This window comes from Nocardia sp. NPDC051463 (assembly GCF_040681975.1).
In the GTDB taxonomy this organism is placed as follows: Bacteria; Actinomycetota; Actinomycetes; order Mycobacteriales; family Mycobacteriaceae; genus Nocardia.
In genome coordinates, this window is record NZ_JBFBAB010000001.1 from 24,838 (window position 1) to 48,972 (window position 24,135).

The following is a 24,135-nucleotide window of genomic DNA, read 5'->3' on the forward strand; positions in this document are numbered from 1 at the left end:
CAGGCTCGAGGAAGCGCCATGGATATCTCCACCACCACCGACTCGTCGACGACGACCACCGGGACATCGAGGATCCGCTCGCGGACCTTCCCCTGGGTCGTGTTCGCACTGACCTTCGGATTGATGCTGTCGGACTACATGTCCCGCCAAGTGCTCTCGGCGGTGTTCCCGCTGCTGAAATCTGAATGGGGACTGTCGGATTCACAGCTGGGATCACTGACCAGCATCGTGGCCCTGATGGTCGGACTGCTGGCGTTCCCCTTGTCGCTGGTCGCGGACCGGTGGGGACGCGTGCGCAGCATGCTGATCATGGCGACGGCCTGGAGCCTGGCCACCCTGCTGTGCGCGCTCGCCACCGGCTACGGCCAGATGCTGGGCGCGCGTTTCCTGGTCGGAGTCGGGGAGGCTGCCTACGGCAGTGTCGGCGCCGCGGTGATGCTGGCGGTGTTCGCCCCGCATCTGCGCGCCTCGCTGAGCGGAGCGTTCCTGGCCGGCGGTTCGTTCGGGTCGGTCCTGGGTGTCGCGCTGGGCGGTGTCATCGCCGCACACATCGGCTGGCGCTGGACTTTCGCCCTGATGGCCGGTCTGGGGTTGCTGCTGGTCGGCACGTTCCGCGTCCTGGTCACCGAATCCGCTTTGCGCCGAAACGCTTTCGTCGAATCCGCGGCGACCGAAGCAGTCGCCGCCACGTCGACCGGCAGTGTCGTGCGGGCACCGCTGTCGAGCCTGTTCTCGTCGGTGTCGGTGTGGTGTGCCTATATCGGAGGTGGCCTGCAACTGTTCGTCGGGGCCGTGCTGATGGCCTGGCTGCCGAGCTTCTTCAACCGCTCCTATTCCATGCCCACCGACCGCGCCGGTCTCGCGGCCTCGGGATATGTGCTGCTCATCGGGACCGGAATGGTCGTGTGCGGCATTCTCACCGACCGCATCGGCCACCACCACTCGGCACGCCAATGGAGCAGTGCGCTGGTCTACTGCGCGATATCCCTGATCTTGCTCACCGTTGCGTTCAGCCTAGGCACCGGTCCCGCCCAGCTGACCCTGCTGGCGCTGGGAGCGCTGACCGCGGCCGGATCGGCGGGAGCGACGACCTCGATGGTGGCCAGTCTCACCCACGCCAGCTTGCGGGCAACCGCTTTCGCCACGATCATCTTGGCCAACAATGTCTTCGGTCTCGCTCTAGGGCCGCTGGTCGTGGGCTTTCTCGCTGACCGGTATGGGCTCGCAGCCGCCCTGCAACTGGTGCCCCTCGCCTACCTCGGCGCCATCGCCGCCCTGACCATGGGCCGGTACGCCTATCCGGCCGGCCTGCGCCGCCTAGCCCTCCTGGAGTCGGGTCGCCAGGCTGTCTGACCGCACCGTCACGTTCTACCGTCCGGCCGGAACCGATCCGGTCCCATCAATTCCGTGAGGTCTCACCATGCTCAATCTCGCTGTGCTGCTGGAAGACACAGCCCGCCGCAACCCGGGCCGCGATGCCGTCGTCGCCAGCGATCAGAGACTGACCTATGCCCAACTCGACGCCGCCGCGAACCAGATCGCCCACCTGCTCGCCGCGCACGACATCCAACCCGGTGACAAGGTCGCGCTGACCTGCCCCAATCTGGCGTGGTTCCCGATCATCTACTACGGCATCCTCAAGGCAAGAGCAGCGGTCATACCGCTGAACATCCTGCTCAAGGACCGCGAAATCACCCACCACCTCGACGATTCCAGAGCCAAGGCGTTCTTCTGCTTCGAAGGCACTCCGGAGCTTCCGACCGGCGAGTACGGCCGCGCCGGGTTCGACCGGGCCCAGAACTGCCGCCACCTTTTCCTCATCGATTCCCCAGCCCCACGGGACGTCGACGAGCCCGGTGAACTAGCCGCCATGCTGCGGGCATATCCCGGTGAAATCGCCACGCGGGCAAGGAATCCCGACGACACAGCAGTCGTCCTCTACACCTCCGGCACCACCGGCACGCCCAAAGGCGCCGAGCTGACCCACGCGAACATGCTGCTCAACGCCCTCACCGCCAACCGGCAGTTCAGCAGCCATCCCGCTCAGCCCGATCGGCATCTGGTGGTGCTGCCACTGTTCCACTCCTTCGGGCAGACGGTCAACATGAACGCCGGGTTCTCCATCGCCGCAACCCTTGTCCTGCAACCTCGCTTCGACGCCGCGGCGACTCTGGAACTGATGCGCACCGAACGCATCACTCTGTTGGCTGGTGTGCCGACCATGTACTGGGCCCTGCTCGACGCCCTCACCGGCGCCGATAACGCGGCTGAGATCGGCGACAGCCTGCGGCTGGCGGTCTCCGGCGGGGCCGCGCTGCCCGTCGAGATCCACACCCGCTTCCGGCAGCGGTTCGGAGTGACCATCGCCGAAGGCTACGGACTCTCGGAAACCTCCCCGCTGGCGCTGTTCTCAGATCTGGCCGACGAGCCGCGCCCCGGCTCGATCGGGCGACCGGTGTGGGGCGTCGAGGTGTGCCTGGTCGACGAGGAGTGGCAGACGGTGACCGGCGACCACACTGTCGGCGAGATCGCTATTCGCGGCCACAACGTGATGAAGGGCTACCACCGCAAGCCCGACGCGACAAGTGAAGTCATGCGCGATGGCTGGTTCCGCACCGGCGATCTGGCCCACCGCGACGGCGACGGCTACTACTACATCGTCGACCGCGCCAAGGACATGATCGTGCGCGGCGGACTCAATGTTTATCCCCGCGAGATCGAAGAAGTTCTGATGACCCACGAAGCGGTGTCACTGGCCGCGGTCGTCGGAATCCCGCACAACAGCCACGGCGAAGAGATCAAGGCATACATCATCGCCGCGCCCGGCACGACACCGTCGGAGAGCTCGCTCATCGACTGGGTCAAAGAGCGCATGGCCGCCTACAAATACCCCCGCCACATCGAATTCGTGTCCGCACTGCCGATGACCTCCACCGGCAAGATCCTCAAACGCGAACTCCGCGCCCACCACTGAAAACACTTGCACCGGCAACCACGTCACCACTCAGGCGCGGTCAGCAACCGAGAGGAGCGCACCATGCCGCTATCCGGCAAGACCGCTGTCGTCACAGGCGCGGGCCAAGGACTGGGCACGGTCGCAATGGCCGGCGCAGGTGCCATCGTCTACGGCGGTGTCGCCACCCCGCCGTTCCTGGCATACCTCGCCGCGGCCAGCGACGAGCAGAAGAACAGCCTCTACCAGCTGATCCTCCTCGGGAGACTGGGCACACCGAGGAATACGCGTCGCTGGCCGTCTACCTCGCGGGCGAGAACCACTACCTCACCGGACAGATCATCAGCCCCAACGGCGGAGCCGTGATCTGACCCTCGAGCTCGCGAACATCGAAAAGCCGTACCGGAGCATCGCTTTGCAGTATTCCACCGAGCCCGTCGTCGTCATCGTCCCGGGACTCAACGACCCGCCCCCGGACCACTGGCTGCACCGATTGGCCGCCACCAATACCCGCGCCCTCACCGTCTCGCGTCCGCCCGAGGGCATGCACCTGGATCGGGACGCCTGGGTGGCAAGCCTGGAGGGCACCTTGTCGGCCATCCCGGACGACATCGTTCTGGTCGCACACAGCGCCGGGGTTCTCACCGTCGTGCACTGGGCGCTGCGGCCGAGCCGACCGATCCACGGGGCGTTACTCGTCACACCACCGGACTTCGAAAACCCGCCCACCGACGATCCGGGAGTTCGGCGAATCGGCACGGCACATGGCTGGTGCCCCATCCCGCGCGGTCGGCTACCGTTCCCAACCACTCTCGCGGTCAGTGCCAACGACCCGCTCGCCACCAGCCGACGAGTGATCGGGATGGCCGAAGCCTGGGGCAGTCGGCCGGTCGATCTCGGTCCGGTCGGGCACCTCGACCCCGCCGCCGGCTACGGGCCATGGCCGCGGGCCAACAGACTGCTGACCGGACTCATCTCGCGCGCAGAGCGTTCCACCACCGAAGTACCCCGATAAAAAGGAAAACCGATGAGGAAAACCACCACCGCCGTACTCGCCGCGACAGCCATCGCGCTTGCCACCGCGACAGCCAACGCGACCCCGCAATCCGGCGACGACAACAGCGCCGTGCACTACGAAGTCACCCGTGAAGGCGACGCTGCGGTTCTGAAGGTCAGCGGCGGCGAACTGCAAATCGCCGACGACCAAATAGTTCTCACCGACCACGACAATCGACCGGTCGCCGCGCTCCCACTGACCTACCGGATCGACAACACCGCCTACCCGATCACCGCCCGAATCGACGGCACCACCGCAACACTCACCCCCGACAAAACCACCGGAAAACCCGTAGAACAACCCGTCACCAGAGACCAGATCATCACCACAGATCAAGCCACCAAACAGGTCGCCGAGTCCTTCACCCCCCGCGACTCCCAAGCCCTCGGTGTCTTCGCCCAGCGCGCAGCCATCACAGCCGCCGTCAGCGCGGTCGTGGGTGCCGTACTCGGCGCGGGCGCCGGGTGTCTGGTCGGTGCGGCCGCCGGCGCCGCGATCGCCAGTCCTGTCCTGGTCCTGCTCGTCCCCTTCGTCGGCGCCACAATCGCGGGCTGTGTCCTCGGTGCCGCCACCCTCGGCGCCGTCGGAACCATGGGCGGACTCGTGCTGGCCGGCGGGCCCATCACACTGTTCTCCGCCATCCAGTACTTCTCCACGATCCTCGCGCCCTGCCCACCCGAACTTTCCTACTGCAAAGACCCCGCGCAGCAGCCCGCTCCGCCAGCCAAATAGCGTGCGCCACAGCCACACCCGGATCCCACCGGGTGTGGCTCCACGGCGGGCGGCTACACGGACCCCGCCACCACGCTCGCCAGCGATTTCACCGACCGAGGACCATGACACACCACCACACACCCGCGCCGACGAACCTGCACATCCAGCCCAGCAGACCACTGGGCACACCAGCCCGCCGCGAAAGCGATGGTCGCGCAGTCGGCTGGGTTCGTGAGCACTGGCCCGGAATCGCACTCGCCTTTGTCGCGGTCATCAACGTTCGAGGAAGTCGCGGCTTACGCCCCAAGGGTTCTGGACAAGATCGCGTCGAATCTGGAGCACAGCCTGCGCGACCTCGAACGCCGAGTGGGTTGAGTCACAACTCCGACGCCCGGATCCAGCAGTCTCGTCACCCGATCGGGACGAACGGCTTTGGCGATGCTGGTAATTCCGACGGCGGCTATCGGTGAACGCTGGCGTCGAACAGCGGGGCCGAGAGCTGTTGATATCGGCGAAATCTGATGCCGTCGGCGAGCGTATCTGGCTCCTTCGGCGTGTCCGACGAATGCACGCTCATGCCGACGAGCGGACGTTCTGTGGTGTGGCGGGGGCGACTGCTAGGGGACTGATCCTCACGATTCTGGCGTGGTCGCTAATCGAACTTTTCGCCGAGAACGAGGATTGGTCCTTCCCCCCACTTCGCCGCGGTGTCCAGATAGCTTCTGACCACGGCGAAGTTGATCAACTCCGGGTGGAAGTGCCCGCTGGTGCGGGATGTTGACCTTGACCCCGAGAAATGCATGTCGGAGGGACGCCTTGTCAAACACCAGTTCCTAGCTAGTTGCGCACGGCTCCATCGATTGCTCGATCGACTCCGTAGACACCAAGTTCGAGCAGGCGATCAAGGATATCGAGTAGCGCTGTGATGCGCTGTCGGTCGCGAGTCTGCGCCAACCCACGGACCACTAGATCCGAGATGTAATGAGCATCCCCGGCAGCACCGGTCCTGATGTCGGCCACGTCTTCACTATGGATGTTCAGAAAGTGGTGTGCAGCGAGGTCGATGAGATCGTCGACCTTGTCCGGCGCTTCCTGCAGCGTGATGAGCAGTTGCGTGGCCGCGTGTACGTAGCTTGGTGACACGATCAAGTCAGCCAGGAACTCGGCGTAAGGGCGCAGGTCGTCTCCACGCAGGTGACCGGCCAGGGTGCCAACCTTTTTGCGAACCTCATCGTCCTCGTCATGCATCAGGTGGCGCAGAGTAGACAGCACGAGTTCTGAATCGGCGGATCGATCAACCCTTGCGGCGCAGACCTCAGCCAGGCCGCGTCGAACTTCCACATCGCTGGCCAGAACTCGCTCCATTAGCGCTGGATGCCCCCATTGCAGCGCGGCAAATGCCGCCATGCGACCACCTGCTCTCCGAACCTCGGCATCTGTTGAGCTGAGCATGCGATTGATAACCGGATCGATCACTTCTGGATCGGCGTTGCCGATGTAGATCATCAGGTCGTCCAACTTGTCCGAGGCAAGTAGGAGATCGTCGGCGTCGATGAGGCGTTCGAAGGCTGCATAGGCCGTTGGCCGTGCATGCCGTAGGCAGGCAGCGATGGTGTGGGCGACACAGGCGCGGACGCTCAGTACTGGATCGCTCGCCAGCTCGGCGAGGTGAGGGGCAACGAGTTCCGTGCGCGTGCCATCAAGGTCGCGGACCAGGAGGTCACCGAGCGACTCAGCCAAGCTTCCTCGCGAGGTGTTGTATCCGTTCTGGAACATGTCACGTCCGGGTTGGTGGTCGTCTCGGCGTACGAAGACTGGCGAGTTGTCGACAGGGTCAGGAGCGTGCAGCGCTCGGTCGAGGACCATCTCAACGATGTCCAAAGGTGCCTCGGCATAGACGCGACGGACCGCCCAGCCAAGCCAGCGGTCACAGTCATCGAGGCCGAGGCTCATGATGTAACGGATCGAGTCGAAGACGGCGTGTTGTGCTTCTTCCGGAATAGATGCTTCTCCGAAGCCCCACAGGATCGCGCCGGGATAGGCTGCGTTGATCTCGGGCGTCAATTGCATGGCCAATCCAGCGAATCGAAGAGGATCCTCAGCCGTGTGCGCCTGCAGTTGCTGCGCCAACTCGCGAGCACCGCCTGCCTCGCTGCCGAAGTCACGGTCGTCGTTGTCGTGCTTTGCCATGGCCTGCAGCCACTGCGCGTTGCTCATCTTGCCTGTGGCTGAAGGTGATCGTGAACTACCAAATGCCCTGGAAATCCACCGCCTTCAAACTGTGAGGATAATTGGTAATGTTTAAAGATCGCGTACCGTCCAACTTCGCCGATGACGAGGTCGCCATCATCGAAAGAAGTACAGTCCGACTGAAAAGCGGCGAGGAGCGGAACGCTATCCAACTGGCAGACTCTTGGGAAGCTCACGTCGAGAAGATTGATCGCGACAGGTCGCTGCCGTGGTCAGACCGGTCGGTGTGGAACGAATACGACCTATGCGCCGCGATGTCTGTACGGGATTACCTGAAAAGTGCCATCAACACCCTGCCCGAGAAGCTGAGCGAAAAGATGGCAGCCTATGTTTCAGAGGCTGATGACGTATTTCGATCTATTACCGTCGACGATTCAGGTAAGCGCATGGCCGCTGTCGCCGACAGCGACACATCCGGACGCGGATGGTGGTGGTTTCGAGTGCCCGACTCGGGTCCAATTACTGAAGATTTGGCGCGTTGGAACCGATATGAGGACGAGTAGCAGCGAACCTCCACGATACATCGGTCCGCCGGAAACGGTACCTGCCCCCGATCTCAGGAACACCCTTATCGGTTGCCGTCGATTCGGTCCGATAGGAATTCTGTTATGTGGCGAATTCCTTCGGTGTAGCCGTTCTGGTGCACGCCGGTTCCGTAGAACTCCGCGGCTGCTGACCGGCTTTGCCTAGCTCGACGATGTCGGTGGTGATGTCGGGAGTGGTTGCGGCGGAGAGGTTTTCACTGGCTGTGGCGAGCGCAGCGCCGGCGAGGTCGACAGCAACAGGGACGAGGGTGGTGAATTCGAGTCCTGCGCCTACAGGGTCTCCGAGCGTCAGTTTTCGGTGGCTCTCCAGGCGGCTTCTTGTGCAAGGCCGATATTGGTGGTGGCCTGTCCCCAGTGAATGAGGCCGCCTGGTTTTAGAGTCCTTGTTGGCCCTGGTCAGGGCCGGAAGGGACACTGAAGGACATGTCAGGACGTAAGCGGCATTCCGCGGAGGACATCGTGCCGAAGCTGCGCCGTGCCGACGAGCTCGCAGCGGCGGGTCAGACGGGCGAGCAGATCGCCGCCGATCTGGGAGTGTCGGCCGCGACACTCTACAACTGGCGCCGCCAATACGGAGGCGTGGACACCGACGGCGCGAAAGAGCTCAAGGAGCTGCGGGAGATCGCCAAGGGAAAAATTCTGAGCCCAGCGGCCAACTGTCAAAGTCATCCAACTGGATGACCTTGAACCATTGACAGGAGTACCGGCATATAGCGATGCTGAAACTGTGTCAGGGCAGCATGATCCGACTCCAACTAGATGTAGGAGCAACACAGCATCGGCATTCGATCGCACGTGTGCTCCGTATCATGCAATCGGTTCCTTCCGCATTCGTACCTATGCATCAGCGATTGCGTACTCGGTCCAACCACGTTGCAGCACAGCGCATTTCGCCGATCCTCCTGGCTTCGCATTTGCGCCGCGGGGAAGGAATCCGACGACCTCTCTGGACACCGAAAACGTGTATGGTGACGGCATGTACACGAAAAGTGTGCATATCTGCCGCAATCATGGTGTCCTACTCCCCCTCCGGACACTCAATGACACGGTTCCGTGGCAAATCAGCCACGGAACCGTGTTTTTATTGGGTCTTTGACAGGGTCCGGACACGTTGGCGGGGGCAAAAATGCCGCGCGGTGGTGTCATTGAGAGGCCCGGACACCTTCCCGATGCCGACGTCGACGTCGGCTAGCACGGAGGGACCGTCGCCGCGGTCGGGCGTTGGCCTGGGTCGGCTCGATGCGACTACGTGTCCGAACCGGGCCAAGTACCACTCGATGACCTGGGCACGAGTCATCAAGGTGGGTATCTTCAAGATCTTGACCGTGGCCTGGCGAGCGTCGGATGATGGGTACCTGACAGTGGTGATGGTCGCTGCGAGCCGTGAAGTATTTCCGGTTCGAGCCAGGGCGGTCGATCAATCGGTCCAGCGCGTTCGGTGCTGGCGCTGTCGGTTTCCCGATCGTCTCCGAGCCGATGAGCAGTGCCGTTGTGCAGGCGCCGTTCGTCGCGTCGTCCCACATCCGCTACGGCGGATTCGGTGGGCTGGCGATGCGCCACATCTCCAGCACCTACATCGCCCTTTTCACCCACTTCATCCCCCGCGGGGTGTGGGAGGCGATCTACATCATCGAGGGCCAACTGCGCCATCTACTCCACCGCCCTGGACATCACCGACGCCGCCAACGTCCTTGCCGCGCAAGGGCATCCGATCGACCCGGATGACCTTGCCACGATCACTCCGTACATCACGCGCACGATCCGCCGCTTCGGCGACTGGGTACCCAACCTCACCCCACCCGAGGGGGAGCCGGTCACGCGCCTGGACCTCGAACCCCGCGCCCTGTTCCCCACAGGCACAGTTTGACACAGCCCGCCAGCGCCGTTCTTCGGGAAACCTCACCGGCCAGCTTCCAGCTCGACATGACTACCCGCCTGGATCTGAATCGAGAGCGGGAGGCTTATTCACAAGCGCCTTGATGGCCTCTGTCCGGGTGTAAGCGCTGTCCCAGCGGCCATCTGCCGTGGCGCGCGTTCGACCTCGGCCGAGGCCGGCACCGCGGCGGCGACGAATTCTTGGAGCAGGCCACTGGTGGGAAACTGTTCTCAAGTTCTGTCAGGGGTCGTGCCTACCCTGTCGTCATGGTGAGTGTGAAGGTCGTCGACGAAACGGCATCTGGGGGTCGCGACGACGGCTGGATGTTCGAGGTGACCGAGGAGCGGCTGCCACTGCGGGAGATCATCCGGCGGCGGGTATTCCAGGAGGTCGCCGAGCACAATGCAGGCGCGTCTTGTGGTGTCTTTCGTGGTCTGGTGCGGCCGGCGGATGCCGAGGTGGTGCGGGGCGGGTTCCGCACGACTGGTCGTGTCGATCCGGAACGTCAGTGCGAGGCGGCGTTGCAGGCTTTCGGGCGCAACGGTTTCGTGGTTCTGGTCGGCGATCGACAGATCGAGGAGCTGGACGAGGTCGTCGCGCTGCCGCCGGGTGTGGAAGTCACGTTCCTGAAGCTTGTTGTATTGGTGGGTGGCTGAAATGTCGAGGTCCGAGTACGAGACCGCGGCGCGGGACGCCATCGCCGCGGACGATATGGATGCCTTCTTCGACGCGTATCTGCAGGCATATCAGACGAAGACCGACCAGTACGTGTGGGGTGCGGTATTGGACATGGCACGCGTCCTGCCAGACGAGACCTCCGAGCGGTTGACTAGCGTCTGCGCCGCCGCGGCCCCGGCCGCTTCCGAGCACATCCGACACGGAATCGAGTACCTGAAGGGGATCCTCGTCCCTTCCAAGTACAAGAAAGCGGTCCTCGATGCCATCGCTGCGGACGATATGGGCAGGTTGTGCGCCGAGATTGTGCGGGTACACCAGATCGCCGAGTCCTCCCATATGGCGTCCGACTATGCCTTATGGCATGCCCTGTTCGCCAAGGTGCGTGAACTGCCGACCGAGACGGTCGAACGGCTTGCTCGCGCTTGCGAGGTTGCGTTCCCTACCGCTTCGGAGCGCGAGCAGCACTCTCTGCTGCTCTTGGTTTCGACCATCACACCCACCTTGCCGATCCTGGTTGACGAACGGCGAGCAGTGCTGGAAACCCTGTCGAACCACCACGGCAGGTTAAGCCTTTTCGCGGTCGATTCATCTCTGGCGCTGGCGGAACTGGCGTCCGGACGTATCTTGAGCCCTGAGGTCGTCGCGGTGTACCGCCGCGGAGCCTGCGAGAGGTACCTGGACTCTCGTGTTGCAGAGGTCGCCCGGCAATGTCCCGAACCAGTGGTCAATGTGGGTGAGCAATGGGCGGACCGAGCACTGGAGTTGGCGTGGTTGTCTCCGGGTTGGCACGACCTGCTGGCCTTCGCCGCAACCGCCACGATGGCAAGACCGAACGCCAAGTGGGAAAAGACCGGTCGAGCGCTGCTGGCGAAGGTGGATTCCTTCGACGAGAAGGTGCTGTCGTTGTTGGAACTGGTGGGCCGACCCAGGACGTTACCGCTGCGGCATCGTCTCGCCGAAGATCCCGGCCTCAACGACGAGTACGACCCGTTCAACGCGAACGCGGTGCGCGGTCTGCTGTGGCTGCTGACGTATCGGCCCCCGCAGCCGACGACTGCCCGCATCCTGGGCGGCCTGGTGGAAACGTCGCTGCGCAAAATCAAGGGTCTGGGACCACGTAACCCGAAGATGGCCAACGCTGGTGTTTACGCTCTGAGCCAGGTGAGCGGCGAGGCGGCGCTGGGTGAGCTGGCCCGCCTGGCCGCCACGGTGACTTACAAGGGCACGTTGAAGCTGATCAACGCCGCGCTGGAGACCAAGGCACACGCGCTCGGGCTGACCCGCACTCAGATCGAGGAGATGGCCGTGCCCACCTACGGCCTGACGTCGGTAGGCACGGCGGAATTCGCCTTCGGCGCTGCGTCGGCGACGGTGACCGTGGACGGTACCAAGGCGGTGCTGTGCTGGTTCACGAGCAAACCGGTGAAAAGCGTCCCGGCCGCGGTGAAACGCGACCATGCCGAGGAATTGAAAGAACTCGAGGCGACGGCCAAGGACATCGGCAAGATGCTGACCGCCCAAGTCGAACGGCTGGATCGCCAGTTCCTGGAGCGCCGCACCTGGGATTACCCCTCATGGCGGGAGTATTACATCGACCACCACTTGGTGGGCACGATCGCCCGCCGTTTGTTGTGGACAGTCGACGGGGTCGCCTGCGGCTACGCGGACGGCGCGCTGCGCGACGTGGCGGACAACCCGGTGGGTGGTGACGTCGTGGAGCTGTGGCACCCGCTCGGTCGCTCGACGGAGGAGATCCTCGCATGGCGAGACTGGTTGGAACGCAAGAATATTCGGCAGCCGTTCAAACAAGCCCATCGCGAGGTCTACCGACTCACCGACGCAGAACGCCACACCAGCACCTACTCGAACCGCTTCGCCGCGCACATCCTGCGCCAACACCAGTTCCACGCGTTGGCCGCTGTCCGGGGATGGCGCAACCAACTCTTGCTGGATGCCGACACCTCCGTGCCGCCACCGACCCGGGAACTGCCGCAGTGGGGTGTGCGCGCTGAATACTGGGTGGAGGGCGACCGCGGCGACACCGGGGACGTCGACAGAACGGAGTCCGGCAGCTACCTACGCCTGCACACCGACCAGGTGCGGTTCTACCCGATCGACGCACCACAGAACCTTGCCAACAGCGCATTCCACGGCGGCTTCCATGGGTCGGCCGAGCCACTGCCACTGTCGGACGTGCCCGAACTAGTCCTGAGCGAAGTACTGCGCGACGTGGACCTGTTCGTCGGTGTGGCCAGCATCGGCAACGATCCGACATGGTACGACGGTGGTCCGAACGGCAGGTTCGCCAACTACTGGACCGACTACAGTTTCGGCGACCTGAACCAGACCGCACAAACCAGACGTGATCTGCTGACCAGGCTGCTGCCCCGACTGGCCATCGGCCACCAATGCACCGTGGAAGACAGATTCCTGCACGTGCGAGGTACCAAGCATTCGTATCGGATCCACCTGGGCTCAGGAAACGTCCTGATCGACCCGAACAACCGCTATCTGTGCATCGTCCCCTCGGCACGAACAACCGAACCAGACTCGTTCCTGCCGTTCGACGGTGACCGGATGCTGTCGGTGATCCTCAGTAAAGCCCTGCTTCTGGCCAACGACACAAAAATCACCGACCCAACCATCCTGAGCCAACTCCCGTGACAATGCTTCAGGCGTGACAGTTGATCGAACTCGGTGCACCGATCGCCAACTCGTGGCGCACTTCCGCTCCTGACACGATCCTTACCTCACCCAAGACGAGGATGGGGCAGGCCTGTTTCATAGGTGGTCGCCTATGAAACAGGCTTCCTCTCGGCTCCTGTGCAGGTGCTTCACTGTTTCATAGGGCGTTTCAAATATCTGGACTTATGCAACGGACTCATGAAACAATTCCGGGGTGAGCTTCGTGGAGGCCCACGACTGTCCCATGTCGAGTTGCGCCGCTCCGGCGGGGTCGGCCTGCCGCACCGGCAAGGGCAGAGTCGCCGTCCAGCGATCTCGATCAGCGAGGGCCGCCTGTCGTCGGTGACGCTGCTGCGCCGCCTGGGCAACAACTCCCGCGGGGAACAGCGCCCCCGGCGCCTGCGCAGCAGATCGTTCCAGTGCGTCTCGATCAGTCCCAGTCGATCACGTTGTCGCCGAACAACGAGTCGATGTGCTTGGCAGCTCCACCCACACGGTTCCGGGCTTGCGCACCGCTGGGGTCGCGACGGTGACCGCTTTGGCGCGAGCGAGGGCACCAGACGGAACCGGGCGGTGTGGTACGAGATCGACTGCGGCGTCACCATCTGAAGCTCGTTTGCTTCCTCAGACGCGGCATCTCCAGGTCGGCGAATCCCACCGCGCCGAGAACTTGATCTTCGAGCTATGGGAAATCACCAGCGATGGGTCGTCCTCGCGATCGCCACCCTTCAACGATGGCTGATACCTTGCAGATTCGCACAGTTCGGCCAGTGCCTCGTCCAGATAGATGTATGAAGGAGACCTCTCCGCATGAACACGGCTGCACAGTGGTTCACCGGTCCGAACAGGCGTCGAAGTTGGATCGCGGTGCTGGTCGTGGCCGTCGTGGTGGGTGTCGCTGCGGTCGTATGGGCGGACCGATCACCACGGCAGTCCCAGCAGGCAACGCCGGTGGTGGGCGGCAAGTTTCGTATCGAGCCCACTCTAGGTTCCGCACCCACTCCTCGCTGGACGCTGCGCGCCGCCGATCTGTCCACTGACCCCGGCGCTGTTCTACTGTCCGCGCCGCACAGTCTGAACGTCTACTACGGAAACGGCACGCCGATGGATGCCGGGACCACGATCGTGGCGGCCACCGCGGTGCCGGACAGCGCGGGTGGCGGGGTCGGGCAGCCGGTCAGCGCGGTGCGACTGCACGGTATCGACCCCGATACCGGAAAGCCGCACTGGACAATCGATGTCGGCGCGATCGCCAGCTGCGCCGAACGGGTGTTTCAGGGCCTGCTGAGCTGTTGGGACACCCATCGGGTCCTGATCGTCGACAGCGCGACGGGCACGGTACTCACCGACCACATCACTGATTTCGAGGTGGAGCAGGTCGGTGCTCGCGACGGTGTCGTCACGGTGGCGGGGCGAACCGCGGATTGGCAGACCGCTGTCTTCACGCGAGGAACCGTCTCAGATATCGCCGCGAGCTGGCGTAAGACGTTTCCGACAGTGGTTCCCGGAGAGCCGGTCATACCCGTCATCAGCGCACCGGACTACTTCCGGTACGGGCGCTACGGCAACATTCGTGTCTACGATTTGCGCACTGGCGAGCCGCTTTTCACCGGACCGGTCGGCTATGTCTTCGACGGCGGCATGATCGCCTCGCAGGTGATCGATCGCAGCGGCACCGCGGGAAAGGTCGCGTTGCTCGGCCGCGACGGACACCGCATCACCGAGGTCGCCAATGCCAGCTTCATGCTCGAGTGGTACCCGGTCGCCACCGCGTCGCCACTGCCGATCCTGACCGGCGAGAGTGCCTACGAGCGCACGACAGGCCGAGTCCTGTGGACAAACCCCGAGATCGGCATCGACGACACAGCCGGGCGCAAGGACGCGATCGAGGGTGTGGTGCGAGATACCGTGATCATCCGATCACTCGATGGCACAACGCTTTCCGGGCTCGATCTCACCGACGGGCATCGAATCTGGCAGCGGCCCTCGCCGTTCGAACACGCCACGAAATTCACAAGCTATGACGGCATCACCGACGCAACCCATCTCATCTTGACCGACGGTGTCACCGTGCAGGCGATCGATGGCGTCGACGGAACTCCGGTGTGGTCGATGCTGTTGCCGCCCAGTGGTGATCCCAGAGTCCACTCGCAGGTGCGGGCGATGGGCGGTCGCATGGTCACCGTGACCGCGCGTGAATTCACCGGATACGCTGCAGCATAATGTGACTCGAACGTTCGGCGGCAGCCTTCATCGGCAAATTCAGTCGGCGACCGCAAGCGCCGGGTAGCCGGGTCGGTCGGTCCAAGGCCACCACCTGGGATACCTACGGCAGTCTTGCCACCCCGGCTGCGCGGGACAGCATCCACCTCGAAAGCCCCTGGAAGGAAACGTTCGAGGCGACTGGGAACAATGCCATCCCACTCGACCGGCTCGGCGCCTTCTTCCGTCACGAACGCTGAGCGGCCGCGGAGGAACCTTGGTGCGCTGGCTTGCCGCATGCGAGCCGTATCGACAAGTCCGGAACGATACGAAGGGCCGGTCGCCTGTCTCGGACCCCGATCATGCGTCTTACTTCCGCAGTGCCCCCTCGTGAAGGCGAAATCAGCGACATTAGACATGGTCTTAGCGGATGTCTCAATCCGCGGCGCGTTCCGCACTGCTCAGTCGCGCGCCCAGCGGCAATCGCGGGACGTCCTGGCCCCCAGAGGGTTTCACTCGTCCTCGGGAAGTCGTGGTTGCGTCGGGTGAAAGCCGTTCGCTGTCGGGAGGATAGATCGGCTCGGGGCGAGTTCCGAACAAGTAGTCGCGGAAGGCTCGCAGGTACTCGTCGAGTGAGCACCTGGAGAGCGATCGGTAATAGCCGATTATCGAGTGGTAGACGCTGATCAGCTCTGAGATCATCGCGGTCGGCGTTCGACATTGGTGCCGGTGGTAGGAAATCGCGGATGACCACGGTGCCGTGGTTCTGGATCGAATTCGACCCGCAGGAGTGCTCCGACGCCCAGTTCCCACCACGTGACTGCGGTCAAGAACTAGGCGCGGGCGTCCGCCCATGTGCGGCGCTGAACACGCACGCCCGCTCGATATGCGAGCACGAGGGACGACGAGTATTCGCCGAGCGCGATCGATGCGTGGACCGGGGTGGGGGTCGAAGCCAGCTACTGCACGGTCGAGACTCACCCCGTGCGGTTGTAACCGCTGGCGGGCGAGCAGGGGCTTCGGTCGACTCCGCTGTCGGGGTGAGGTTGTTGGATGCGACACCTCCCCCGACCCTCGGGCAGGCCCTGACTCGGCCTAGCCATTGATGAGGTGCGAGGTCTTCAGGGTGAAGGACGGTCGCGGCATAGACGCGACCGTCCTCGATGTCACACCACCCGACCCCGAATTGTTCTTCGTCTTCACGACGTTGCCCGGCCGGGCGGACCCGATGATCGTGATCCACCCGTCCGGACCCCGCACCGCTTACACCAGATGTTTCTACAGGTTGATGCGGAAGTGGATCGGCTGGGTGGTGCCGCCGATGGAGACGGTGCCCTCGGGGATCGTCGAGGCCTGGACGTCGGTGGTGTAGAAGCATGCCGTCGAGGCGGTGATCTCCGGCGCGGTGACGCTCACTGCCCCGTCGGGGCCGACCGTGACCGGCAGCGGAGTGTCGATGCCGGTGTTGGGGCAGCGATAGCGGACGATACCGCTCGGCGCCAGACCGACGCCTGAAGGGAAATCGAGGGTGATGGTCTGACCGGCGGTAACCGTGGTGTTCGCCGACACCGTGAACTCGAGTTGCGTGGTCACCCCCGCCGTCATCACCACCGGATCCGGTGGATCCTGAACAACTGAGAAGACGACAGCCTCCACACTCCGCACCCGATGGTTGATGGTGTCGGCGATATAGAGGTTGCCCGCCCCGTTCACCGCCACACCCTCCGGGACGTCGAGTTCGCCGTCGATGGCGGGCTGGTTGTCGCCGTTGTAGCCCTCGGTGCCGGTACCCGCCACCGTGGTGATGCCCCCGGCTGGATCCACCTTCCGCACCCGCTGGTTGTGGAGGTCGGCGATGTAGAGGTTGCCCGCCCCGTCCACCGCCACACCCTCCGGGACGTCGAGTTCGGCGTCGATGGCGGGCTGGTTGTCGCCGTTGTAGCCGCCGGTGCCGGTACTCGCCACCGTGGTGATAACCCCGGTAGCATGATCCACCCTCCGCACCCGATAGTTGACGCGGTCGACGATGTAGAGGTTGCCCGCCCCGTCCACCGCCACACCCTCCGGGTAGTTGAGGTCGGCGTCGATGGCGGGCTGGTTGTCGCCGTTGTAGCCGCTGGTGCCGGTACCTGCCACCGTGGTGATGACCCCGGTGGCATGATCCACCCTCCGCACCCGATGGTTGTAGCGTTCGGCGATGTAGAGGTTGCCCGCCCCGTCCACCGCGACACCCTCCGGGGTGTCAAGGTCGGCGTCGATCGCGGGCTGGTTGTCGCCGCTGTAGCCCTCGGTGCCGGTACCCGCCACCGTGGTGATGGCCTCGATAGCGATAGCTGCTGTGCTCATGCAAGCCTCCCTCTTCTCGAGTTCCGTATAACGACGGTGCATCGCAAGTGCTGTGAGGGCACCGCTTCGTGGTGCCCTCGCGCGGGGAATACCCCCCCGACTTCCCGAATACCCCACAGACAAGAAAGCCCGGAGAAAACGAGGGCTGACCTGTGATGATGCGATGGCTATACGGAAATGAAGTAGTACTGCCGATGGCCAGAACAAGATCATCAAGCTGTGCATCGGTGAATACCGATCGCGAACGTGCCCAGCCTTGGCTGACATCCGACTCGAGCCCTCACAATCGCGGGGGCTGCAGGCCTGATTGAGAGCGATGGGCACTTCGGCTCCGGCGCCGTGCCACGCTCGACCTCAGTCGCCGAGTGCTGCCACACCGGTCCGCGCGAATTTCTCGTCCAGGTCACCGCTGGGCGCACCCGCGACCCCGATGCCGGCGATCGGTGCGCCTTCGGTGACCACCGGGACACCGCCCCCCAGGAACAGGGTGCCGGGAATATCGGCCAGATGCGGGGCCTGGTCCAGACGCTCGGCCAACTGGGAGGTCGACGCGTTCCAGGATGCGGCGGTGAAGGCCTTCCGCTCCGCGGCCTCGTAGGACTGTGGTCCCGCGCCATCGCCGCGCAGCAGCACGATGGTGTTGCCGTCACGGTCGACGATTGTGACGCTGACCCGCTGGTTCTCCTGGCTCGCGGCGGCGAGCGCGGCCTGCGCGGCCTCGGTGGCGGCGGCCACGGTGAGGTGATCGGTCTGCCGCAGGCCGGCCGGCTCGACCTTGCCTGCCGGCGCCGGCGCCGGTGGCGCGGCCGCGCTGCCTCCAGCCCATACGCCGATGGTGCCAGCAGCGATGGCGGCGACGAGCGTTCCGCCGACGACGGCGCGGGCGCGCTTGCTCGTTTTCTTGTGTATGTCCATGTTTGCGTTCTCCTGTGGTAGGGCATCGATGGCGGCCGGCAGGTGCCACGATGGCCACCTACTGGTTGACGCCGGCCATCCCACGCCGGTTGCTGTCGACGGGCTGTTCGGGCGGCATAGGCAAGGGGGTAGTAGGTGAGGGGTCAGGTGGCGGTGGGGGCGCCCACGACGCGTCGCTCGCCGCCGTTGGTCTCTTGCCAGAGGCGGTAGACCTCGACCGCTTCGTCGCGGGGTTCGTGGCGCATGGGTAGGCGTCGCTGATCCCAGGGCTTGGCGACCTCGTCGTAGAAGGTGTTGAGTTCGAAGTACTTTCGGTCGTCGACGTAGTGCGGTTCGTAGGCGTCGCGGGTGGTGAGGAAGACGACCTCGTCGGGTGAGCAGTAGTAGAGCGCGCCCAGGCACATGGGGCAGGGCAGGGCGAGGATGTAGATGGTGGTGCCGGTCAGGTGTTCGGTACCGAGCTTGGTGCAGGCCTCACGGATGGCGAGGATCTCCGCGTGCGCGGTGGGATCGTTGGTCTGGGCGACCCTGTTCGGGCTCTCCGCCAGGATCTGGCCGTGCTTGACGATGACGGTAGCGAAGGGGCGGCCGCCCTCGGCGACGTTGCGGCGCGCGAGGTCGATGGTGTGTTGTGCGAAATCCATGAGTTTTCCTCGTACTGCGTTTCAGGCCACCGACCGCCCGTGAAGGCCGGACCGGGGAGGGATGTCCGCCAATCGCTGTGGCGCGGCTGCGCCTCTCCGGCGCAGGGCCCGGACCTTCGAGGTCGAAGGCTTGGCGACTGGTGTTGTCAGAACGGCTTCGTCGGCAGGTACTTTCCGTCCAGAGTGATGACGGCGCGCTCGCCGCCCTCGGGGTCGGCGACCTTCTTCACATCGAGCTTGAAGTTGATCGCGCTGATGATGCCGTCCCCGAACTGCTCGTGGACCAGGGCCTTGAGGGTGGTGCCGTAGACCTGCAGCATCTCGTAGAAGCGGTAGATCGTCGGATCGGTCGGGACCCCACCGGGGATCGACCCGCGGGTCGGGATGGTCTGCAGCAGCATCGCCGCGTCGCCGCCCAGGCCGAGCAGGTCGGCGACCGCCGCGGCGCTCTTCTCGGGCAGGGCGTGCTGGCCGAGGACAGCGGCGGTCACGAACGCAACCGACAGGCCGGCGGCATCCGCGAGCTCCTGCCAGGTGAGGTCCTTCCTCGTCTTGGCGTCCACCGCTGCGGCGGCCAGTGCCTGGCGGGCGGTGGGGTCGAACTGTGCGTGCACCATGATGTGTGGTTCCTTTCGGGTCGAATTCCGGCTTTGCCGGTGGTCGGGAGGTATCGGCGCAGTGGGGAGGTCCCGGGCGGCATACGCGCGGGACCCGAGACGGGAGATCAAGCAGCGAGCACACTGTCTGCTCCGGCGTCGTCGATGACGGTGATCGCGCCGGTGCCGATGTCGAACACCCATCCCTCGACGGTCGCGATGCCGGCGGCGACCGCGTGGGCAACCGAGGGGTGAGTGGCCAGGTTGGCCAGCTGTGCGAGGACATTCGCACGCACGAGCGCCGCAACGGCGTCGTCAGCGGCCTGGGCGACGGCGGTGTCCGCGTGACGTAGCCACTGGGCGATCGTCGGCGTTGCGCTCAGGTCGTGGCGTTCCGCCAGCGCGGTCATCGCCCCGCAGCCAGAGTGGCCGCACACCACGATGCGGGCAACCCTCAGCACGCCAACGGCGTACTCGATGCTCGCCCCGACGCCATCAGCGATGAGTGTGTAGGCGGGGACGAGGTTTCCCGCAGTGCGGATCACGAACAGCTCACCCGGCTCGCTGTGGGTGATCAACTCCGGGACCACGCGCGCGTCCGAGCAGCCGATGAACAGTGTCTCGGGGCGGTGGGTAGTGGCGAGGCGGGCGAACAGCTGCGCCTTGGCGGGGAAGACATCGCGTTGAAAGTGCGTGACACCGGCGGCGAGGTCGTGCATGGATCGCTCCCTTCGGGGCGCTTGGCCGGGATGGACTGACGAGATCCACCATGCACAACCTGTCGCTATAGAGTCCAATACTTACTTTTCATTGCAATGATTGGCTGCATCTATAGCCGTCGGGGGCGGCCGATACCGCTAGGTCGACCGTGCGGCGGCCTGGGCGGTCGCGGTGAATGCGCGGGCGGCCGCTGAGTGGTAGGCGCTGCTGCGACGCAGGAGTTCCACCGTCCGGGTGGGCAACGCGGGCGCTAGGGCGACGGGCAGCAGGTCGGGATGAGCGTGCGTGATGGCGTCGGGCAGGACGGTGGCGAGCGATCCTCGCCGAACGAACTCGACCAGCGCGCCGATGGAGTTGGCTTCGACCGTGATGCTCGGCGTGATCTCACAGTCATCGAAGTAATCGTCGATGTGAGACCGGGTCGCGAAGTCGCGACTGAGCAGCGCCAGTGGATGGTCCACGAGCTGCTGGACCGGTAGTGGCTCCGATCGCACAGCAAGGGCGTGGGCAGATCCGACCACCAGGCTGAGGTTCTCGGTGAACAGCGCGATGTTCTCGATCCCGGCGGCGTGGGTGCCGGTGAAGGCGATGCCGAGATCGACGCGGTCGGCGAGCAGGTCCGCCTCGATCCGGTCTTGGGTGGTCTCCACAACGGTGAGGGTCACGCCAGGGTGCGCTGCGTGGAACTGGTGCACCAGCGGGCCGATGAGGTAGGCGGTGATGGTCGGTGTCATCGCCACCCGCAGGTGCCCTCGGGAGAGGTCCTGCACGTCCTGGATAGCGCGCTCGCCGGCGTCGAGGTCGCGCAGCGCGAGACGGGCGTGATGCGCGTACGCCGCGCCGGCCTCGGTGAGGCGTACGGTGCGGCCGGACCGGTCGAGCAGCTGCACCCCCAGCGCTCGCTCGGCTTGCCTGACCTGCTGCGAGAGGGTCGGTTGAGATACGTGCAACGCCTCGGCCGCGCGGGTGAAGTTGCCATGATCGGCGACCGCCAACAGATACCGGATATGGCGCAGCTCCATGGCCACCACTATAGATGCGCTCTATCATGATGAGGGGAAGTAAGTCTTGGACTCTATCTCGCGCGCTGGGCACTCTGGAGATCAGCAACCAGTCAGGAGTTCTCAGGTGAACCAGCGTCCCCTCCGAAGCGCGTTGGCCGCGAGCGCATTCGCGGCGTTGTCCCTCGCAGCCGCGGCGTGCACGGCCACTTCCCCCGCCGCACAGACGGCAGCGGAAACCCCGCAGGCGCCGACCACGGACACCCCGACTGCTCCCGTCCCCGAGCCTGCACTGACCCGAGCCCCTCGCGATCCGGCCCTCGACCCGCAGCTGCTGCGGGCGGCGGCGGCCGACGACGCCGCGACCGTGCGAGAGTTGATTGCCCGCGGGGCCGACATCGAGACCCGAGGCGATCACGAGCGCACCCCACTGATCGCGGCCACGAAGAACCGGGCCGCCGCCGCGGCGCAGGCGTTGATCGGCGCCGGCGCCGACGTCAACGCCAAGGACGACCTCCAGGACTCGGCCTACCTTTATGCTGGCGCCGAGGGCCTCGACGACATCCTCGAGATGACACTGCGCCACGGCGCCGACCTGCGCAGCATGAACCGCTACGGGGGAACGGCGCTGATCCCGGCGAGCGAACACGGCTACCTCGCCACCGTCCGGAGGTTGATCAAGGCAGGCGTCGACGTCAACCACATCAACACACCGCGCTGGACCGCCCTGCACGAGGCGATCGTCTACGGAGATGGATCCGAGCGATACCAGCAGGTCGTGACCACCCTGCTCGACGCAGGCGCCGACCCGTCGATCCGCGATGGAGCCGGACGCACCGTGCTCGACAACGCGCAGCGCAGTGGCCAGACTGCGATCGTCTCGATTCTGCGCGGCCGCCCATGAGAGAAGGAGACGCGATGATCACGGGCGAGCAAGCCCATCTGCTGCGGGCGATCGCGCTCGCAGAACACGCCGGTCGCGAGGGCAACCGCCAGTTCGGTGCCGTGATCGTGGCCGCCGGCGGGGCCACGATCGCCGAGGGGCGCAACGAGGTAGCCAGTACGAGCATCGTCACCGCCCACGCCGAGCTGGTCGCGATCACGGCCGCGATCAAGGCCGGGCGCGCCGCGCAGCTGGACGGGGCCGCGATCTATGCCAGTGGCGAGCCATGCCCGATGTGCGCCGCGGCAGTCGTCTGGGCCGGGATCGCTCGCGTCGTGTTCGGCGCCGCCGAGCCGGATTTCACCGCGATCATCGGCGGGCACCCGCGATTCGGCCTGCGCTGCGCCGAGGTCATCGGGTCCAGCGACGCCGCGGTCACTGTCTGCGGCCCGAACCTGGACGACGAGGCACTCGCGCCGTTCCGGCGACACGCCGCCGCGAATCCATGACGCCAACAGCGCCATCGACAGTCCCTCGCCATCCTCTTCGACCGGGCCGACCGATTTCCGATCGTACGATTGAGGTCTTCCCTTCTGTCAGTGCGTCTTCCAGCTCGTCCGACTCTTGGTCGACCTCGGTCGAAGGTTCGGCGGCAAGGGAGCCCGGCAAGTGGGTGCGCCCTGTGCTTCGGCTCGACTTCCAGCGTTCCGTGCGACCGGCCACCAGCCCTGACGTATTCACGACGGGCGGCTACTTCCAGGTCGGAATTCCATTCGGTCGTTATGATCGAGTTCGTCGGTAGCTCTACCCATCGACAGCGGCATATTTGCCACGCCGACAAGAGGGCTCCGCCTTACGTTGCTCGAGCGCAACCCCGGATTCCGATTTGTCAGCCATGGCATTCAGGACACTTCGAGGAAAGCATTATGCGTACCGAAGGCGATACCTGGGACATCGTGAGCAGCGTCGGCATGACCGCGCTCGGCGTCGCGGCCGCGCGGGCGATCGAGACGAAACAACCGGATGCCCTTGTCCATGACGAGTACGCTGCCCTGTTCGTGGTGGCATCCGGCGATTCGGATATGAACCGACTGATCACCGATCCGACGTTGTGGGCGCAGATCCCGCTCACCTCTGGCTTCATCGGATATCGCAGTAGATTCTTTGACGAATTCTTCCTGTCTGCGGCGACGGCCGGGGTAACCCAGGCAGTGATCCTGGCCGCTGGGCTCGATGTCAGGGCCTACCGGCTGGATTGGCCGGCGGGCGAGATCGTGTTCGAGATCGACCAGCCCAAAGTGCTCGAGTTCAAACATCAGGTGCTCACCGAATCGGGCACCGCACCGAAGTCGGACCGGCGTGAGGTGGCCGTTGACCTGCGCGACGACTGGCCCGCGGCGCTTGTCGAGGCAGGCTTCGACCCGACCTCGCCCACCGCATGGTCGGCAGAAGGGTTGCTGCCCTACCTGCCAGGCGCCGCACAGGATGCCCTGTTCGCGCGAATCGGTCAGCTTTCCGCACCGGGTAGCAGGGTGGCGGCGGAGACCATCGACAATAACGTCGATGTGGGCCGCATCGCCGAGCAGCAGTCGGAATACCTGCAGGGCACCCCGTTCGGCAAGGTCGACCTCGCGTCGCTGTTCTATACCGACGACCGCACGGATCCTGCTGAATTGCTCACCGCGGATGGCTGGACTACATCGAGCCTGCACTTGCAGGAACTGGCCGCCCGCTACGACCGTCCCATGCCAACGGTCCCTGAGTCGCTGGCGCAAATGTTGGAAAGCACGCGATATCTGACAGCTATCAGGCCGTCCTGATTCAACGCCGGTTCAGCACAGCGCGAGCGGCATCCTGCTGTTCGCGCCGCTCGGCACCATCGCGGCGAGACGGATCGCGCACACCCTGCATTCGACCGACGTCACCCCGGTGGCGGTGCCGAGTGTGCCGCCTACGGCCGCGGCGCAGCGCGATCGCGGACGAGCGCGCAGCTGCGCTACACAGCGGGTTCGCGACCGATGGCAGTGTCCCGGACTGGCGCATCGGTGGACTACATCGGGCATAGCTATT

21 protein-coding genes are annotated in these 24,135 nt (G+C 64.8%); 14 read left to right on the top strand and 7 right to left on the bottom strand.

Features of this window, described 5'->3' with window-relative positions:
- The first annotated feature begins 18 nt into the window (after positions 1–18).
- From AB0M74_RS00135 to AB0M74_RS00155, 5 genes are all read left to right on the top strand, one after another.
- On the top strand, positions 19–1,353 hold the full coding sequence (locus AB0M74_RS00135) for an MFS transporter (protein WP_364899904.1): 1,335 nt from the start codon (positions 19–21) through the stop codon (positions 1,351–1,353).
- Between the two features lie 67 nt (positions 1,354–1,420).
- The gene (locus AB0M74_RS00140; RefSeq protein ID WP_364899906.1) at positions 1,421–2,974 is read left to right on the top strand and encodes a long-chain fatty acid--CoA ligase; all 1,554 of its coding nucleotides are present in this window, start codon (positions 1,421–1,423) and stop codon (positions 2,972–2,974) included.
- 63 nt (positions 2,975–3,037) lie between these two features.
- Positions 3,038–3,319, top strand: coding sequence for a hypothetical protein (locus AB0M74_RS00145; RefSeq protein WP_364899908.1), 282 nt, complete (start codon positions 3,038–3,040; stop codon positions 3,317–3,319).
- Positions 3,320–3,368: 49 nt separating this feature from the next.
- Complete coding sequence (locus tag AB0M74_RS00150) at positions 3,369–3,968, top strand: alpha/beta fold hydrolase (RefSeq protein WP_364899910.1); 600 nt, start codon at positions 3,369–3,371, stop codon at positions 3,966–3,968.
- A gap of 12 nt (positions 3,969–3,980) precedes the next feature.
- Positions 3,981–4,742 (top strand): hypothetical protein, encoded by a 762-nt coding sequence (locus AB0M74_RS00155; protein WP_364899912.1) that lies wholly within the window; start codon positions 3,981–3,983, stop codon positions 4,740–4,742.
- 819 nt (positions 4,743–5,561) lie between these two features.
- On the opposite strand, the gene AB0M74_RS00160 is transcribed toward AB0M74_RS00155, so the two are convergent.
- Entirely contained in the window at positions 5,562–6,941 is a 1,380-nt protein-coding gene (locus AB0M74_RS00160) for a hypothetical protein (protein WP_364899913.1), read from the bottom strand.
- Positions 6,942–7,021: 80 nt separating this feature from the next.
- Here AB0M74_RS00160 and AB0M74_RS00165 point away from each other — a divergent pair, with 80 nt between their 5' ends.
- The 6 genes from AB0M74_RS00165 (at position 7,022) to AB0M74_RS00190 (ending at position 14,981) form a co-directional block, all read left to right on the top strand.
- Complete coding sequence (locus AB0M74_RS00165; protein WP_228003231.1) at positions 7,022–7,477, top strand: hypothetical protein; 456 nt, start codon at positions 7,022–7,024, stop codon at positions 7,475–7,477.
- Between the two features lie 465 nt (positions 7,478–7,942).
- Positions 7,943–8,200 (top strand): transposase, encoded by a 258-nt coding sequence (locus AB0M74_RS00170; RefSeq protein ID WP_364899916.1) that lies wholly within the window; start codon positions 7,943–7,945, stop codon positions 8,198–8,200.
- A gap of 795 nt (positions 8,201–8,995) precedes the next feature.
- The gene (locus tag AB0M74_RS00175) at positions 8,996–9,244 is read left to right on the top strand and encodes a Tn3 family transposase (RefSeq protein ID WP_364899917.1); all 249 of its coding nucleotides are present in this window, start codon (positions 8,996–8,998) and stop codon (positions 9,242–9,244) included.
- Positions 9,245–9,661: 417 nt separating this feature from the next.
- A complete protein-coding gene (locus AB0M74_RS00180) occupies positions 9,662–10,051 on the top strand; it encodes a hypothetical protein (RefSeq protein WP_364899919.1) in 390 nt (129 codons plus the stop codon).
- A gap of 1 nt (position 10,052) precedes the next feature.
- Entirely contained in the window at positions 10,053–12,737 is a 2,685-nt protein-coding gene (locus AB0M74_RS00185) for a DUF4132 domain-containing protein (RefSeq protein WP_364899921.1), read from the top strand.
- An 831-nt stretch (positions 12,738–13,568) separates the two neighbouring features.
- Positions 13,569–14,981 carry a PQQ-binding-like beta-propeller repeat protein gene (locus tag AB0M74_RS00190; RefSeq protein WP_364899923.1) on the top strand — a complete coding sequence of 471 codons (1,413 nt, stop codon included), beginning with the start codon at positions 13,569–13,571 and terminating at the stop codon, positions 14,979–14,981.
- 1,257 nt (positions 14,982–16,238) lie between these two features.
- On the opposite strand, the gene AB0M74_RS00195 is transcribed toward AB0M74_RS00190, so the two are convergent.
- The 6 genes from AB0M74_RS00195 to cynR all read right to left on the bottom strand — a co-directional run bounded on the left by AB0M74_RS00195 (position 16,239) and on the right by cynR (position 21,203).
- Positions 16,239–17,306, bottom strand: coding sequence for a hypothetical protein (locus AB0M74_RS00195; protein WP_364899925.1), 1,068 nt, complete (start codon positions 17,304–17,306; stop codon positions 16,239–16,241).
- 354 nt (positions 17,307–17,660) lie between these two features.
- The gene (locus tag AB0M74_RS00200) at positions 17,661–18,221 is read right to left on the bottom strand and encodes a heme-binding protein (protein WP_364899927.1); all 561 of its coding nucleotides are present in this window, start codon (positions 18,219–18,221) and stop codon (positions 17,661–17,663) included.
- Positions 18,222–18,364: 143 nt separating this feature from the next.
- A complete protein-coding gene (locus AB0M74_RS00205; protein WP_364899929.1) occupies positions 18,365–18,865 on the bottom strand; it encodes a nucleoside deaminase in 501 nt (166 codons plus the stop codon).
- Between the two features lie 146 nt (positions 18,866–19,011).
- Positions 19,012–19,482 carry a cyanase gene (cynS, locus tag AB0M74_RS00210; RefSeq protein WP_364899931.1) on the bottom strand — a complete coding sequence of 157 codons (471 nt, stop codon included), beginning with the start codon at positions 19,480–19,482 and terminating at the stop codon, positions 19,012–19,014.
- Between the two features lie 107 nt (positions 19,483–19,589).
- Positions 19,590–20,180, bottom strand: a complete 591-nt coding sequence (locus AB0M74_RS00215) for a carbonic anhydrase (RefSeq protein ID WP_364899933.1) — start codon at positions 20,178–20,180, stop codon at positions 19,590–19,592.
- Positions 20,181–20,318: 138 nt separating this feature from the next.
- The gene (gene cynR, locus AB0M74_RS00220; RefSeq protein WP_364899934.1) at positions 20,319–21,203 is read right to left on the bottom strand and encodes a transcriptional regulator CynR; all 885 of its coding nucleotides are present in this window, start codon (positions 21,201–21,203) and stop codon (positions 20,319–20,321) included.
- A gap of 106 nt (positions 21,204–21,309) precedes the next feature.
- Between cynR and AB0M74_RS00225 the strand changes: the two genes are divergently transcribed.
- The 3 genes from AB0M74_RS00225 to AB0M74_RS00235 all read left to right on the top strand — a co-directional run bounded on the left by AB0M74_RS00225 (position 21,310) and on the right by AB0M74_RS00235 (position 23,885).
- Positions 21,310–22,086 carry an ankyrin repeat domain-containing protein gene (locus AB0M74_RS00225; protein WP_364899936.1) on the top strand — a complete coding sequence of 259 codons (777 nt, stop codon included), beginning with the start codon at positions 21,310–21,312 and terminating at the stop codon, positions 22,084–22,086.
- 14 nt (positions 22,087–22,100) lie between these two features.
- Positions 22,101–22,574: a nucleoside deaminase gene (locus AB0M74_RS00230; RefSeq protein WP_364899938.1), complete on the top strand. Its 474-nt coding sequence runs from the start codon at positions 22,101–22,103 to the stop codon at positions 22,572–22,574.
- A gap of 417 nt (positions 22,575–22,991) precedes the next feature.
- Entirely contained in the window at positions 22,992–23,885 is an 894-nt protein-coding gene (locus AB0M74_RS00235) for a class I SAM-dependent methyltransferase (RefSeq protein ID WP_364899940.1), read from the top strand.
- Positions 23,886–24,135: the final 250 nt, after the last annotated feature.

Bases quoted from the DNA above. Each gene is read 5' to 3' on its own strand.
- AB0M74_RS00215 (WP_364899933.1), bottom strand. From the start codon at position 20,180: ATGCACGACCTCGCCGCCGGTGTCACGCACTTTCAACGCGATGTCTTC.
- AB0M74_RS00230 (WP_364899938.1), top strand. From the start codon at position 22,101: ATGATCACGGGCGAGCAAGCCCATCTGCTGCGGGCGATCGCGCTCGCA.
- AB0M74_RS00190 (WP_364899923.1), top strand. From the start codon at position 13,569: ATGAACACGGCTGCACAGTGGTTCACCGGTCCGAACAGGCGTCGAAGT.
- cynR (WP_364899934.1), bottom strand. From the start codon at position 21,203: ATGGAGCTGCGCCATATCCGGTATCTGTTGGCGGTCGCCGATCATGGC.
- AB0M74_RS00170 (WP_364899916.1), top strand. From the start codon at position 7,943: ATGTCAGGACGTAAGCGGCATTCCGCGGAGGACATCGTGCCGAAGCTG.
- AB0M74_RS00175 (WP_364899917.1), top strand. From the start codon at position 8,996: ATGAGCAGTGCCGTTGTGCAGGCGCCGTTCGTCGCGTCGTCCCACATC.
- AB0M74_RS00205 (WP_364899929.1), bottom strand. From the start codon at position 18,865: ATGGATTTCGCACAACACACCATCGACCTCGCGCGCCGCAACGTCGCC.
- AB0M74_RS00185 (WP_364899921.1), top strand. From the start codon at position 10,053: ATGTCGAGGTCCGAGTACGAGACCGCGGCGCGGGACGCCATCGCCGCG.
- AB0M74_RS00195 (WP_364899925.1), bottom strand. From the start codon at position 17,306: ATGAGCACAGCAGCTATCGCTATCGAGGCCATCACCACGGTGGCGGGT.
- AB0M74_RS00155 (WP_364899912.1), top strand. From the start codon at position 3,981: ATGAGGAAAACCACCACCGCCGTACTCGCCGCGACAGCCATCGCGCTT.
- AB0M74_RS00200 (WP_364899927.1), bottom strand. From the start codon at position 18,221: ATGGACATACACAAGAAAACGAGCAAGCGCGCCCGCGCCGTCGTCGGC.
- AB0M74_RS00160 (WP_364899913.1), bottom strand. From the start codon at position 6,941: ATGAGCAACGCGCAGTGGCTGCAGGCCATGGCAAAGCACGACAACGAC.
- AB0M74_RS00165 (WP_228003231.1), top strand. From the start codon at position 7,022: ATGTTTAAAGATCGCGTACCGTCCAACTTCGCCGATGACGAGGTCGCC.
- cynS (WP_364899931.1), bottom strand. From the start codon at position 19,482: ATGGTGCACGCACAGTTCGACCCCACCGCCCGCCAGGCACTGGCCGCC.
- AB0M74_RS00235 (WP_364899940.1), top strand. From the start codon at position 22,992: ATGCGTACCGAAGGCGATACCTGGGACATCGTGAGCAGCGTCGGCATG.
- AB0M74_RS00135 (WP_364899904.1), top strand. From the start codon at position 19: ATGGATATCTCCACCACCACCGACTCGTCGACGACGACCACCGGGACA.
- AB0M74_RS00145 (WP_364899908.1), top strand. From the start codon at position 3,038: ATGCCGCTATCCGGCAAGACCGCTGTCGTCACAGGCGCGGGCCAAGGA.
- AB0M74_RS00140 (WP_364899906.1), top strand. From the start codon at position 1,421: ATGCTCAATCTCGCTGTGCTGCTGGAAGACACAGCCCGCCGCAACCCG.
- AB0M74_RS00180 (WP_364899919.1), top strand. From the start codon at position 9,662: ATGGTGAGTGTGAAGGTCGTCGACGAAACGGCATCTGGGGGTCGCGAC.